The sequence below is a fragment of the Mesorhizobium sp. AD1-1 genome (genome assembly GCF_020164655.1).
Classification (GTDB): Bacteria; Pseudomonadota; Alphaproteobacteria; order Rhizobiales; family Rhizobiaceae; genus Mesorhizobium; species Mesorhizobium ciceri.
Window position 1 is genome coordinate 14709 of the sequence record NZ_JAIUGP010000017.1, and the last position, 14483, is coordinate 29191.

The following is a 14483-nucleotide window of genomic DNA, read 5'->3' on the forward strand; positions in this document are numbered from 1 at the left end:
TTCAGACCGCCTCGACGGTCAGTTCCAGATCCGTATCGGCCGCACCCGTCACGCGCACTTGCGTGCCGGCCGGCAGGTCAGGGCCGGAGACACGCCACAGTGTGTCGCCCAGCTTGATGCGGCCGCGCCCGTCCCGGATCGGTTCGGCAAGTGTCGCCATCCTGCCGACCATCTGCGCGCCGCGCCGGTTGAGCAGCGGCTGATCGGTCGGGTCGTTGCGGCTGCCGACCAGCTTCTTGCCGACATAGGCCGAGACCAGCGACAGCGCCAGGAAGGCGAGGACCTGGACCTGCCATGTCCAGAAGCCGGTGTCCCAGATCAGCAGCGACACAGCGCCGATGATCAGCGCGGCGATGCCGATCCACAGCATGAAGATACCCGGCGCGATGATTTCCATCACCAGCAGGACGAAACCGAGAACCATCCAGTTCCAGGGGCCGAGTTCGGAAACGATGCGGTCGATCATTGGTTTCGACCTCAGTTGTCGGTTGGGCGAACGACCGGCGGGCGCGCGGCCTGCCTCTGCGAGCCGGTCGTGCCCTCGCTGCGGAAGACTTCCTTGGCGATCTCGCCAATGCCGCCGAGCGAACCGATCAGCGACGATGCCTCGAAGGGCATCAGCACGATCTTGCTGTTGGTCGCAGTGCCGATCTTGCCCAACGCTTCGGTGTATTTCTGGGCGACGAAGTAGTTCAGCGCCTGCACATCGCCTTTGGAGATCGCTTCCGACACAACCTGGGTGGCGCGGGCCTCCGCCTCGGCCGAACGTTCGCGCGCCTCGGCATCGCGGAAGGCGGCTTCCTTGCGGCCTTCGGCCTCGAGGATCTGCGACTGCTTGAGGCCTTCGGCGGCAAGGATCTGGGCGCGCTTGTTGCGTTCCGCGGTCATCTGCCGGCCCATCGATTCGATAAGGTTGGCCGGCGGGTTGATGTCCTTGATTTCGACGCGGGTGATCTTGATGCCCCACGGGTGGGCCGCTTCATCGACGACGCGCAGCAGGCGCTCGTTGATGGCGTCGCGGTTCGACAGGAGTTCATCGAGATCCATCGAACCCATGACGGTACGGATGTTGGTCATCGTCAAATTGAGGATGGCGTTCTGCAGGCCGGAAACCTGGTAAGCGGCCTGCGCGGCGTTGAGGATCTGGAAAAAGGCGATGCCGTCGACACCGACAATGGCGTTGTCGCGAGTGATGATTTCCTGGCTTGGAACGTCGAGCACCTGCTCCATCATGTTCATCTTGGCGCCGATGCGGTCGATGAACGGGTAAATGAAATTGAGACCCGGGCTCAGTGTCTTGGTGTAACGGCCAAAGCGCTCCACCGTATAGTTGTAGCCTTGCGGGATTGTCCTGATGCCTTTGATCAGCAGCACCAATACCAGAAGGGCAAGTGCACCAACCGCAATATCGAAACCACTGAAATCCATTTGGCTCTCCCTCAGACGAAGGCCGCACAAGCCATTCTCGCGCGGCCGACTTCACCAAAGACTTAAGTGTGTTTCAGATGCGTTACAATCAGGTGATGACGGATTGTTTGCGGGTGCGATCAGCGGTTGAAGGCAAACAATCTTGCATCCGTGTCCTCCAGCCCGTTGATCGAAGCCGGGACAATCTCGGAAGCGATCTGCGAGAAGGTGATGCCGTTGCCGCCGTAGCCCATCACTGCATGGATGCGCGGGTGGCGGGGAATGGCGCCGATATAGGGCAGGCCGGTGGTTGTGGTGCCGAACGAACCGGTCCAGGCAAAATCGGGCCTGGCGTCGAGATGCGGAAATACCAGGCCGAGCTTCTCGGCGATGCGTGTGCTCTTGTCGGCGATCAGCTCGTCGCGCCGCGCTTCGTCGACAAAATCCTCGTCCTCGCCGCCGCAAATGACCCGGCCGTCGATCGTCGTGCGCATATACAGATATGGCTCCGACGCTTCCCAGATGAACGCTGCGTCCGGCCAGAGCTTTCGCGGTTGCGGGCGTGTTGCGATCGCCCATGTCGAGATGATCCGGTGGGCCGCGGCCGGCACGATCTCCACAAGTTCGTAGCCGGTGGCCAGAACAACATGTCGCGCGGTTATGGTCGGGCCATCCCTGGTCGCGACGACAACAGCTTCGGCGCTATCCTCAATCACTGTCGCTTCGACGGGGGCGTAGAAGCGAGCCTTGCGCTGAAGGGATTTCAGCAGCAGCCCAGCCGTCAGCTTACGCGGGTCGAGCGCGATGTTGCCGTGGCTGAGAATGGCGCCTTCGCGGTCGATGCCGAATGTCTCCGCCAGCGGCGCCGGCGTCAGATAGGTCGCGGCGATGCCGGCTAGCCGCCGTGCCTTGGCCTCGTCGCGCAGTTCCGACGGACCAAGTATCGTGCCAGACAGATAGAGCGACGGCGCCCGGCTCAGGCCGCAGTTGATGCCGAGTTCGGCGATGCGTCCGGCGAGATTGGAGACGGCGAGCCGCGAGCGCCGCCAGGCCTGCTGCGCCGAGGCTCTGCCGATCATCTTCGAAAGCGTGGAGAGAGGCTGGTCTATTTCGAATGCCACCAGCGCGGTGGTCGCGGCCGTCGAGCCCTTCAGCGGGCCGCGGCGGTCGATACAGATCACCCGATGGCCATCGGCCGTCAGCGCCTCGGCCATCATGGCGCCGCTGATGCCCATGCCGACGACCAGCACATCTGCCTTGACGTCCGGGGTCAGGCCGTCCGTCGGCACCGCAGGCGCGCGATAGGCTGACCAGACGGGCTGGCCAGTTCTGAGGTCGAGTTTGCGGGGCATCGCATTCTCCGGCGGCGCGCCTTAACGCCCCGGAGCTTGTGTTGTTCCGGAGTTAGAGCGGCGAGCCGCTCTAACTCCGGTTGACGAAATTCCCAAGGGAAAGCGCTATTCGCTTTTCCCGGGAAAACCGTTTCACACTTTTCCTGGAATTTCTCCTAGACCCAGCCAGACAGTTCGCGCCGCACCATCGCCTCGATCACCGCCATCCCCTCCGCGCTGTCGTTGAGGCAAGGGATATGGGCGAAATTCTTGCCGCCGGCATGGTGGAAGGTTTCGGCCGCCTCGCGGCCGATCTCATCCAGCGTCTCGATGCAGTCGACGGAAAAGCCGGGATTGACGACGGCGATCGACTTGACGCCGTCCTGTGCGAGTTTCTCCACCGTCTTGTCGGTATAGGGTTGCAGCCATTCCTGCGCGCCGAAGCGCGACTGGAAGGTGATGATCAGTTTCCTGTCATCCCAGCCGAGCCGTTCGCGCAACAGCCGCGTCGTCTTCTGGCAGTGGCAATGATAGGGATCGCCCTTCTCGAAATAGGGTTTTGGAATGCCGTGATAGGAGGTGATGACCACCTCCGGCTCGAAATCCAGCGTCGCCAGATGCCGTTCGATCGAACGCGCCAGCGCCTCGATATAGACCGGCTCGTCATAGTAGGGCGGCACGCTGCGGACGGCCGGCGCGCGGCGCATCTTCATCAGCGCGCGAAACAGCTGGTCGTTGGCTGTTGCCGTGGTCGTCGCCGAATATTGCGGATAGAGCGGAAACGAAAGAATGCGGTCGCAGCCCTGGTCGGCCAGACGCTGGGCAATGCTGGCGGTCGAAGGGTTGCCGTAGCGCATCGCCCAGTCGACGACGACATCAGGCAGGTCGCGCAGCGCTTCGGCCAGCTTTTCGGCCTGGGCACGGGTGTAGGTGCGCAGCGGCGACTCGTTCTTTTCCCGGTTCCAGATCCGGGCGTAATTGGCGCCCGACTTCTTGGGGCGCGTGGTGAGCACAAGTCCATAGAGGATCGGATACCAGATCGCCCTGTTGAGCTCGATGACGCGCGGATCGGACAGGAATTCACGCAGATACCGCCACATCGGCTTGAAATCGGTGCCATCGGGCGTGCCCAGATTGACCAGCATGACGCCGATCTTGCCCGCCTTGACCGGCGGATGCCCAGCGGGCAACGGGCCGAGCGCTTTTGCGACCTTGGGATCGGCAGGGGTGGGAAGCGTCATAAGGGTTCTCCGGGAGACGCGAACCTAACCATCTTGCGCGCGCATTCAATGCAGCGTCTGGCCGCACCTTAAAGCGGATTGTCCGAATGGATTCAGACGACCCGCTTTAACTCTTTGTTTTATGCATGTCGTTTTCCCAAAACCGAGGTCACTTTTGGGCGACATGCATTAGCCCGAAAACAGGACGCCCGTCCGGTTTTCGGACGGGCGGTGTCATTCAGGCATATAAGCGAGCTATTTCGGCGGGATGGTCAGCGTTGCGCCGACAGGAAGCCGGCGGGGTTCGTAGCCCTTGTTGGCGCCCGAAATGACCTTCCACCTGGCGCCGTCGCCATAGGCTTTCTTGGCCAGATCCCAATAGGTGTCGCCGGCAACGATGACATGGCTGGCTTCCGCTGGCGCGGCCTCAGCAGGCTTTGCCGGCTCGGCCGGTGCCGGCGCGGCTGGTGGCGCTGGCGGGGGAGGTGCTCCTTCCGTCGATATGGCCGGTGGTGTGTTGGCGATATCGCCCGAGTTGGCCGGTAATTCAGGCATTGCCGGTGCCGCTTCGGCAGGCTTGGCGGCTTCAGCCGGTGCGGGCGCCGGGGTGGCCGGGGCCGCTTCGGCTGGCTTGGCCGGATCGCTTGCCGGGGCCGCAGGCGCCGCGGCGACGGTCGCGGCTATTTCGGTGATGCGGCCGTCGAGCTTCGGCGTGTAGGGCCGGTGGGCGCCGAGATAGTCGGCGACCACCTGTTCGAGGCCGGGGCCGTAGTCGTAGGCATTCCTGGCCTTGTCGGCGAAGATCTTATAGCCGTCGCCGCCCTGGCGAACATAGTTGTTGGTGGCGACCAGATAGTCCTTGTCCGGCTTGATCGGCGTCCAGGCGCCGCCTTCCATGACCTCCACCGATTTGACCCGGCCGGCATTGGGCGCAACGGATTTGTCGAAGGAATATTTCAGGCCGGCGACCTGGGGGAAGCGCCCGGCGCCGTCCTCGACCTGACTGAGACCGCCCTCGAGGCCGGCCACCAGATCCTTGCCCGAAATCTGGAAGGTCGCCAGCGTGTTCTGGAAGGGCAGCACGGTCAGCACCTCGCCCATGGTGACGGTGCCCTTGTCGATCGAGGCGCGCAGGCCGCCGCCATTGGAGATGACGATCTCGACGCCCTGTCCCTTGACGCGGTCGAGGATGGCGTCGGAGACGAGATTGCCCATCGCGCATTCGCGGGTGCGGCAGCTCTCGCGACTGCCGTCGATGACGTCGGTGGTTTCGGCCACTTCCTTGTTCTTCAACGCCTCGATCGGCGCCCCAAGCTCCTTGATGCGGGCGAGCACGGCCGGGTCGGGGGTGATCGACTTGTCGAGATAGATCGGGTCGCCGCTGGCCGATTTGACGACGCCATTGTCGTCGAACACCACCTTGAACTCGCCGAGATATTTCGAATAGGAGGCCGCCTGCACCACCGGCACCTTGTAGCCGTCCGGATTGTCGACCATCGTCGGGTAGGGGCCTTCCGCCTTCGGGTCGGTGTTCGACAGCAGGGAATGGCTGTGGCCGCCGACGACGACATCGATGCCCGGGATCTTGGCGATGACGTCACGTTCGCGCCTGTAGCCGATATGGGTCACGGCGATGATCTTGTTGACGCCTTCGCCCTTGAGCTTCTCGACTTCGGCAGTGATCGACTTGACGTCGTCCTCGATGGCGACGTTGGGACCCGGCGAAGCGAGATCCGGCGTGTCGTTGGTGATCGCGCCGATGATGCCGATCTTCTGGCCGCCGACCTCGACGACAACAGATGGCTTGACGCGGTCGCCGAGCTTGGATTGCGCGTTGGCCTTCACATTGGCGCCGAGCACGGGGAACTTGATCATGTCGAGGAACGGCGCCAAGGCGGCCTCGCCGTCGTCGAATTCATGGTTGCCGAGGGCCATGGCATCGAACTTCATGTCGTTGAGGAATTCGCCTTCGACCTTGCCCTTATAGGTCGTGTAGAACAGCGAGCCCTGGAAATTGTCGCCGGCGCTGAGCAGCAGCACGTTCTGGCCTTCCAGCTTCTTGCGTTCCTGGGCGATCGCGGTGATCAGCCGGCCCGCGCCGCCGATGCACTCGCCCTTGGTCTCCTCGTCCGCCGAGCAGGTCGATTCATATTTGTTGTTGCCTTCGATGCGGCTGTGCCAGTCGTTGATATGCAGGATGTTCAGCGTGTAGTCGGCAAAGGACGCGCCGGCCGACAGGCCGAGGGTTGAGGCTGACAGGGCTGCAATGGCGGCAAGCTTCTTCATCTTCGTCTCCCGGAGAGCTGATCAGAGGCCATTAGCGCTCTTGCTTGACTGGAACATAACAGCCGGCGCTTTGGCCATGTTCCCATCGCGTTCCGGATGACGCAAGCGGAATCCGGGACCCTTTGCCGGCACAAAAAAGGACGGCGGCCAACCGGCCGCCGTCCTTGGAAAACGAATGGTCGTGGGTTCAGACGCGCCTTGTCAGCACGAAATTCTGACCGCTGGAGCTCGTGCAGTTGAGCTGGCTTGTCGACACCATCAGGCAGTTGAAGCTGACCGCGGTCTGGCGGATCAGCGAGGTGCCGTTGATCTGTACCGATGTGGCGCCGGTCATCGTGTAGCTGCCGTCGGCAAGCTTCTGGCCGGTGTCGGTGGCTACCGTCGTGAAGGTGCCGCCGGTGAAGGTCGACAGGCCGGTGCCCTTGGCGTCGATCCACGAGCCCTCGACGCCTTTCGGCGCCGCTGCCATCGGCGGTTGATCGGGGCCGCTGGTCGCGCAGGCGGCGAGCATCGCCGCAATGGCACCCGCCACGCTCATCGAAAGAATTTTGCGCGCAATGATCATGTGAAAATCCTCTCCTCTCGCATCGGCCCAAAAATCGGAAATCGATTTTCGACAAGCACGAGGCGTGCATCCAAGTTTCCAGAGCGACGTGCGTCCAGATGAATACGTATCGCTATGGTCCGCATCCCTTCAATCGCCCGATTTCCGGGCGATTGCAAGGCAGTGAGGCAGGTGGGCGGTGCTGCTATCGCACAAGGATGTTGCGGAACTGCCACGGGTCGTTCCGGTCGAGGTCTTCCGGGAACAGCCCGGGACGGTTATCGAGCGGCGTCCAGTCGGTGTAGTAGCCCTTGACCGGTCCGAGATACTGGGACTGCACTTCCAGGCACCGCCTGTAGTCCATCTCGTCGGCTTCGACGATGCCGGCCTCGGGATTCTCCAGCGCCCAGACCATGCCCGAGAGCACCGCCGAGGTGACCTGCATGCCGGTGGCATTCTGGTAGGGGGCCAGCTTGCGCGCCTCGGCGAGCGACAGCTGCGAGCCGTACCAGTAGGCATTCTTGTCGTGGCCGTAGAGCAGCACGCCGAGTTCGTCGACGCCGTCGATCAACTCGTTCTCGTCGAGCACATGATGCACCGGCTGAGGCTTGCCGGCGGCGCCGAACATCTCGTCAAGCGACAGCATCGCGTCGTTGCAGGGATGATAGGCATAGTGGCAGGTCGGGCGGTAATGCACCTTGCCCTTCTTCGAACGCACGGTGAAGAAATCGGCGATAGAGATCGCCTCGTTATGCGTCACCAGCAGGCCGTATTGCGCGCCGGGCGTCGGGCACCACGAGCGCACGCGCGTGTTGGCGCCCGGCTGCTCCAGGTAGATGGCTGCCTTCGAGCCGTGCTTGTGCTTCTTGGCGTTCTTCGGCATCCATGTCTCGTGTGTGCCCCAGCCAAGCTCCGCGGGCTGCAGGCCCTCGGAGATGAAGCCTTCGACCGACCATGTGTTCCAGAACACATCCATCGGTTTCGGCTTCTTGGTGCGCTGGGTGTCGCGTTCGGCGATGTGGATGCCCTTGACGCCTGCCTTCTTCATCAGCTTGGCCCAGCCCTCGCGGTCGTCCTGCGCGGGCTCCGAGAACTCCAGGCCAAGATCGGTGGCGAGATTGACCAACGCCTGCTTGACGAACCACGAGACCATGCCTGGATTGGCGCCGCAGGTGGAGACCGCCGTGGCGCCGCCGGGCTTGTCGTGCTTTTCCTTGAGCAGCGACTCGCGCAGCGCGTAATTGGTGCGGCTGGCGTTATCGGCCTTGGCGTCGAAATAGAAGCCGAGCCACGGCTCGACGACGGTGTCGATGTAGAGCACGCCGAGCTTGCGGCAGAGCCGCATCAGGTCCACCGAGCCGGTATCGACCGACAGGTTGATGCAAAAGCCCTGGCCGCCGCCATTGGTCAGAAGCGGGGTCAGGAGCTTCTTGTAGTTCTTCTCGGTCACCGCTTCCTGGACGAAGGTGATGCCGCGCTCGTCGAGCAGCTTGCGGTCGGTGTCGCGCGGATCGATAACCGTCATGCGCGACTTGTCGAACTTGAAATGGCGTTCGATCAGCGGCAGCGTTCCCCGGCCGATCGAGCCGAAGCCGATCATCACGACAGGGCCGCTGATCTCACCGTAAACGGGCCAGTTTTCATTCGCCATTTTATCGAGCACTCCTTCAAAGCCCAGGAAACTGGGAAAACGCACACACAAAACCGGGCATCTTTGCCCGGCGGCCATGCGCTACATCACAGATCATTGTCACAAACCAGCGAAAAGCGCCAACCAGCGATCAGTCGTCATTGGCCATGTGGTTAAGGACCGTCATCAGCCGGTCGCGGTCCGATGTCAGGCCCTTGTAGTCGAGCTGGGCGAGATCGAGTGCTTCGAGCTGGGCGGCGAAAGACACCGCGAGCTTCGCCCGATCAGAGTGCCTGGCCAGCACGGCGAGCGGGTCGAGATGGATGCGGATGGTGAACAGGATATCGCGTGAAACAGGCAGTTTGCGCAGGGTTTGCCGCTCGACGCGAATGAAGGCATGGGCGTCGATGTCGCCATCGGGAAAGCGCGACGGCCGGTTGGTGGCGCGGTCGATGCGCTGCAGGTCGGAGAGCGGATGGTAGAGCGCGTTGTCGGCCTGGATCGACCAGTTGTAGCGCTCGACGGCCTGCCCCTGGAGGCCATCGAACATCCGGTTGATGAGTTCCGCCGGACGCGTGCCCGGGCCGAAACCCGGCACCGGCGCGTGGATGTCCTGCAGCGGCTTGCCGAACTTTTCCAGGAGCGACCAGGAGGAGGGAAAGCAGAGCGAGCCGGCGACCAGCCGCCAGCCGCTGTCACTGCTGCGCATCAGGATCAGGTCTTCCTGGACGAGCAGTGAGGCTTTGGCCAGCGGCGCATCGGCGAGGGAAGCAGGCAGACGGTTCGCCGCGCCCGCCACCTCGACGCCTGATCCGCCGAGCCGATGGGTTTCGGGGAACCTCTCCGGGAGATGCGCAGCGAGCAAGTCGAGCACTTCCTGCTGGGCGTCCCGCGTGCCGTCCTCCTCGACGAAAACGCGCTCTGGGATTTCGGCATAGAGCCGGTGCTTTTCGGCGAGATACGGCAGCAGATGGCCGTCGACCTCGATCCAGGCCGCCGGGTCGAGCGGCTTCAGCCCGATGCTGAACAGTTTCGACGAGCCGTCATAGGGCGTGTGGGTGGGCAGCGTATGTTTTGGGGGTGTGTGAGTGGGCACGGACGTCATGTCTCAGGTCAGTCTTGCGGGGATCAGTCCGCGCAGCGAATTGCCGACGAACAGGGACTTGGCGGATTTCAGATCGTCCAAGCTGTAGATCGCTTCGCGGGCGCGGCCTTCATCCAGAAGCTGCGCGCGCAATACGCCAGGCAGCAGGCCGCAATCGAGCCGGGGCGTCGCCAGCACGCCGTCGCCGAGATCGGCAAAGACATTGGTGATCGTGCCTTCACAGATCTCGCCACGCTCGTTGGCCATAAGCACCTCGTCGGCCTGCGTGATGAGGTGTTCGGCACGGGCACGCGTGTAAAGCTGTCGCCGGCTGGTCTTGTGGCGCAGCAGCGTGTCGTTCGAATCGAGCCTCGTCCGCGCCAGCCGCAGCATCCAGACTTTGTCGGCGGCGAGCGGTTCATAAGGCTGCGCAGAGGCCGTCACCTCGCCATCGTGCGACAGGACGAGACGCGTGCGCGTGGCAACGCCGGAACCGCCGACCGCGCTGCTCAGCGCCTCGCCGACCGTGCCTGGATCACAGCGGAAGCCGAGTTCCGCCGCCGAGCCATAGAGGCGCGCAAGATGACGATCGAAGCGCAGGAAGCCCGAGCCGGGTTCCCAGCGCATGGTCTCGATCAACTGAAAGTCGGCGGTGTTCCCGTCGCGAAGCGCGCTTTCAGCAGACACTCCTGATACTCCTCCTGCGCCGTCGAATCGAAGACGACGCCGCCTCCGACATTGTAGACGGCCTCGCCGCCCGAAAAGAGCGAGATGGTGCGGATCGCCACGGAAAAGCGCATCGGGCCGCCGGGCGCGATCCAGCCTATGGCGCCGCAATAGGCATCGCGGGGCGTGCCTTCCAGGTCGCGCAGGATCTCCATGGCACGGATCTTAGGCGCGCCGGTGATCGAACCGCAAGGAAACAGCGCCGCAAAGATCTGGCGGATAGAGAGACCCGGCAGCAGTTTGGCCCTGACGTCGCTCACCATCTGATGCACGGTCGGGTAAGTCTCGATGCGGAACAGCGCCGGCACGTCCAGCGTGCCCACCTCGCTGATCAGCGAGATATCGTTGCGCAGGAGATCGACGATCATCCGGTTTTCGGCCTGGTTTTTCTCGTCATTGCGCAGGAAGATCTTCTGCCGTTCGTCCTCGGCTTTGGTGGCGCCGCGCGGCGCCGTTCCCTTCATCGGATGCGTCTCGATCATGCCCTCGGCGTCGATCTCGAAGAACAGTTCAGGCGAGCGCGACAGCACGATGGGTTCACCGAGCGCGATCAGCGCGCCATATTTCACCGGCTGACGTTCAGTCAACGCATCGAAGGCGGCCAGCGGCTCGCCTGACCATTGCGCGTGCACGGGAAAGGTCAGATTGCCCTGGTAGCAATCACCTTGCCGGATGTGCTGGTGCAGCCGCGAGAAGCGTTTTTCATAATCCTCGGGCGACCACGTCGCACGGGCGTCGAAGATCGGGCCATTGGTCGCCGCCGTATTGCGCGGCGGCACCGCCTCTTCGACCGGGGCATCGAAAACCCCAAGGCACACGAGTGGGGCGCGGCGTCCATTCGGCAGCAGGGGAACGAGCTTGGGTTCGAGCAGGTAGCCCGCCTCATACGAGAAATAGCCGGCAAGCCATTTGCCTGCATCATGCGCGGCTTGTGCTGCTTCCAGAGCCGGCCGGAAATCGCCTGCGTCGTGCGCCACGATGATATCGGCCGGCCGGTCGAAAACGAGCTGGCGCGCGCTTTTGTCATTGCGAAAAATTGCGGCGGGCAGGGACATGGGCACCGAATGCTGCGGTCAATGAAGCCATCAACCGCTCTATATGGGGTGCCGCCCGCGCGCAATCGAGGGAACGGCACGCTGCCTCTTAAAGCCGACCTTTGGGCCAACTCAGGAACCAAGAGCAAACGGCGACGCCGATATGGCGCCGCCGCTTGCAATCTTCAGGTCGTGCCTGGCGATCAGCTGTTGCTGGAGGTTCCGGCTGTTGGAAACTGCTTGGCGAATTCCTTCTCGTTGCCGGCGGCGAGCAGCTTGGCCTGCTCGATCCAGCGTTCGCGCGCGATGCGGCCATCGAAATTCATGACGTCTTCGATCCGTTTGATATCGGCCGCTGTCCAGGACGCGATCTGGGCGAAGCTGGTGACGCCTTGTGCCTTGAGCAGTTTCTCATTGACCGGACCGATACCGATCAGCCGACGCAGATTGTCGGGCTTTCCGGATGCTGAGCCGGATGCAGGCTTGGCTGTTGCAGGCTTGCTCGTTGCGGATTTGGCTGGAGCCGAGGTTTTGGTGGCGGCGGGTTTCGCCGCCGGCTTGGCAGGGACCGCCTTGGCAGGGACCGCTTTCGCAGCGGCCGGTTTGGCCGGCGCGGGCTTTGTGGATTTGGCCGTCGCGGGGGTCGACATCAGGGCCGCCGGCGCCTGGCTTGCCGGTTTTGCCGCGCTGCTTCCGGCGGCAGGTGCGGCCGACGCTTCGCGCAGCCGGCGCTCAAGGTCGGCGCGGGTCTTGCCGCATGCATCGAGTTCGCCGGTCAGGCGGTCGCTGTCGGTGCGCAGCCTGTCGCGTTCGCTGCGTGTACGGTCGAGATCGCCGCGCAAGCTGTCGAGTTCACCGCGCAGGCGCCCCCAAAGGAACCAGCCGACCAATACGCCTATCAGGAACGCCAGGACCACGTAGAAAAAAGTGCCCATTGTCTCTCTCCAGTCAGATCCGTCTGCCGTGGGTCATGATCTTCGGCGAAGGACTACTCTTGGTGGTTCCGCGGTAAGCAGAACAGCCGGCTTCGGTTCGAGCTGTCGGCGATCGGCTTTGCTTGCCCATGGCCAACGGCCGTTGTCGCGTTCGCCTGAGCGCCACGGCCGGCTGAGATTTCTCCTCGCCGATCCGCATGCGCTCCGGCTGAGCTTGGAGCGAAGGCTATCATAGAGCTTGTGGAAAGCTATCGGAAAACTTCGGTGGAGAGTACTTCAAGAACAGATATTTAGGGCGATAGTAGAGCTGTCCCAACATGCATTCCGGCTAAACTGTTAGAGCGACGCCTGGGCGCGCATTTCAAGTGTCGAGCGCTTCCAGCTCGTCGATCAGGCCACTGATGACGCCAAGTCCGATCTGCCAGAAGGCGGGATCGGTGGCGTCGAGCCCGAAGGGCGCCAGAAGCTCGGAATGATGTTTGGTGCCGCCGGCGCGCAGCATTTCGAAATACTTGTCCTGAAAGCCGCGCTCGGCGTTTTGGTAGACCGCGTAGAGCGAGTTCACCAGGCAGTCGCCGAAAGCATAGGCATAGACATAAAAGGGCGAATGGATGAAGTGCGGGATGTAGGTCCAGAACACCTCATAGCCTTCGCGCAGCTTGATGGCGGGACCCAGACTTTCGGCCTGCACTTCGAGCCAGAACTGACCGAGCCTGTCGGAGGTCAGTTCGCCGTTCTTGCGTTCGGCATGCACCTTGCGCTCGAATTCATAGAAGGCGATCTGGCGCACGACCGTGTTGATCATGTCCTCGACCTTCTGGGCGAGCATGGCCTTGCGCTCGCGCCGGTCGGTGGTCTGGTCGAGCAGCGAGCGGAAGGTCAGCATCTCGCCGAAGACCGATGCCGTCTCGGCCAGCGTCAGCGGCGTCGAGGCCATCAGCGCACCCTGGCCGCCGGCCAGCACCTGATGCACGCCATGGCCAAGCTCGTGCGCCAGCGTCATCACATCGCGCGGCTTGCCCATGTAGTTGAGCAGGACATAGGGATGCGCCGACGGTACGGTCGGATGCGCGAAGGCGCCAGGCGACTTGCCGGGCCGCACCGGCGCGTCGATCCAGTTGCGGTCGAAGAAGGTTCGCGCGATCTCGGCCATGTCGGGCGAAAAGCGCTGATAGGCGGACAGCACGGTGTTCCTGGCCTCGTCCCAGCCGATGATCGCCTGGGGCGTATCCGGCAACGGCGCGTTGCGGTCCCAATGGTTCATCACCTCCATGCCCAGCCAGCGTGCCTTCATCGCGTAGTAGCGGTGCGAGAGGCGCGGATAGGCATCGCGAACGGCGGAGGCCAAGGCGTCCACCACACTGCGCTCGACGCGGTTGGCCAGATGGCGTGAATCGGCGATGTCCTCGAAGCCACGCCAGCGGTCGGATATCTCCTTGTCCTTGGCCAGCGTGTTGGTGATCAGCGTGAAGGTGCGCAAGTTCTTGCGGAAGGTCGTGGCCAGCGCCTCGGACGCCCGGCGGCGCACCTCGCCGTCGGCGTCCTGCAGACGATTCAGCGCCGGCTCCAACGTCAGTTCCTCGCCGTCGATGTGGAAGCGAAGGTCGGTCATCGTTTCGTCGAACAGGCGGTTCCAGGCGCCGCGTCCGGTGATCGACTTTTCGTGGAAGAGCTGCTCGACGCGGTCCTCGAGCTGGTAAGGCTTGTCCTTGCGCAGATCGAGCACCCATGGCCGATAGTGGCCGAAGGCGGGATCGACGGCGAGCGCGCCTTCGATCGACGCATCGTCGATCAGGTTGAGTTCGAGCGCGAAGAACAGAAGGTGCGCGCTGGCGTCGGTCATCTTCTCCTGGATGTCGCCGTAGAGCTTGGCGCGCTGGGGATCGGCGGTGTTTCCGGCATAAACCAGTCCCGCATAGGAGACGATGCGGCCGATCAGTTCCTCCAGCGCCTCGTAGGCGACAAGCGCCTCGCCCAGCCTGCCGGCGCCGCCGCGCTCGGCTTCGGCGGCCAGCGTACCCTTCCAGCGGCTCTCGAAACTGGTCGCATCGGTGGCGGCCTTGGCGATGTCGCGCTTCAGCTCCGGCGCGTCCATGCCGGCATAGAGGTCGGCAAGGTTCCATTCTGGCAAGTCGCCCAGCTCGGCCGCGCCTTGACCCGACGCCGGCGCCGCCAGCCGCCGTGCGGAAATCATGTGGCCAGAATCCCTATGCATTGCCGACACCTTCCGTGGCCAAGGTTCAAGGAGAAACGAGAAGCCGGTCAAATCCTAAGGAATTCATTCAC

Annotated in this window: 12 protein-coding genes; all 12 read right to left on the minus strand. The window is 63.2% G+C overall.

Annotated elements, in window-relative coordinates:
* Position 1: 1 nt before the first annotated feature.
* The gene (locus LB519_RS26030; protein WP_013529725.1) at positions 2-466 is read right to left on the minus strand and encodes an NfeD family protein; all 465 of its coding nucleotides are present in this window, start codon (positions 464-466) and stop codon (positions 2-4) included.
* A gap of 11 nt (positions 467-477) precedes the next feature.
* Positions 478-1428: an SPFH domain-containing protein gene (locus tag LB519_RS26035; protein WP_013529726.1), complete on the minus strand. Its 951-nt coding sequence runs from the start codon at positions 1426-1428 to the stop codon at positions 478-480.
* Positions 1429-1547: 119 nt separating this feature from the next.
* Positions 1548-2759 (minus strand): NAD(P)/FAD-dependent oxidoreductase, encoded by a 1212-nt coding sequence (locus tag LB519_RS26040; protein WP_224621531.1) that lies wholly within the window; start codon positions 2757-2759, stop codon positions 1548-1550.
* A gap of 155 nt (positions 2760-2914) precedes the next feature.
* Positions 2915-3979, minus strand: a complete 1065-nt coding sequence (gene hemH / locus LB519_RS26045; RefSeq protein ID WP_013529728.1) for a ferrochelatase — start codon at positions 3977-3979, stop codon at positions 2915-2917.
* A 234-nt stretch (positions 3980-4213) separates the two neighbouring features.
* Positions 4214-6244, minus strand: coding sequence for a bifunctional metallophosphatase/5'-nucleotidase (locus LB519_RS26050; RefSeq protein WP_013529729.1), 2031 nt, complete (start codon positions 6242-6244; stop codon positions 4214-4216).
* A gap of 187 nt (positions 6245-6431) precedes the next feature.
* Complete coding sequence (locus LB519_RS26055; protein WP_013529730.1) at positions 6432-6809, minus strand: hypothetical protein; 378 nt, start codon at positions 6807-6809, stop codon at positions 6432-6434.
* Between the two features lie 184 nt (positions 6810-6993).
* Positions 6994-8439 (minus strand): homospermidine synthase, encoded by a 1446-nt coding sequence (locus LB519_RS26060; protein ID WP_013529731.1) that lies wholly within the window; start codon positions 8437-8439, stop codon positions 6994-6996.
* Between the two features lie 130 nt (positions 8440-8569).
* On the minus strand, positions 8570-9523 hold the full coding sequence (locus tag LB519_RS26065; protein WP_013529732.1) for a heme-dependent oxidative N-demethylase family protein: 954 nt from the start codon (positions 9521-9523) through the stop codon (positions 8570-8572).
* A 3-nt stretch (positions 9524-9526) separates the two neighbouring features.
* Complete coding sequence (locus tag LB519_RS26070; RefSeq protein ID WP_013529733.1) at positions 9527-10189, minus strand: aminotransferase class IV family protein; 663 nt, start codon at positions 10187-10189, stop codon at positions 9527-9529.
* A complete protein-coding gene (locus LB519_RS26075) occupies positions 10138-11283 on the minus strand; it encodes an aminodeoxychorismate synthase component I (RefSeq protein WP_224621533.1) in 1146 nt (381 codons plus the stop codon). Before LB519_RS26075 ends, LB519_RS26070 begins: the two co-directional genes overlap by 52 nt.
* 182 nt (positions 11284-11465) lie before the next feature.
* Complete coding sequence (locus LB519_RS26080) at positions 11466-12197, minus strand: NADH dehydrogenase (RefSeq protein ID WP_013529735.1); 732 nt, start codon at positions 12195-12197, stop codon at positions 11466-11468.
* 361 nt (positions 12198-12558) lie between these two features.
* Positions 12559-14391 carry a M3 family oligoendopeptidase gene (locus LB519_RS26085; protein ID WP_224621534.1) on the minus strand — a complete coding sequence of 611 codons (1833 nt, stop codon included), beginning with the start codon at positions 14389-14391 and terminating at the stop codon, positions 12559-12561.
* Positions 14392-14483 lie beyond the last annotated feature (92 nt).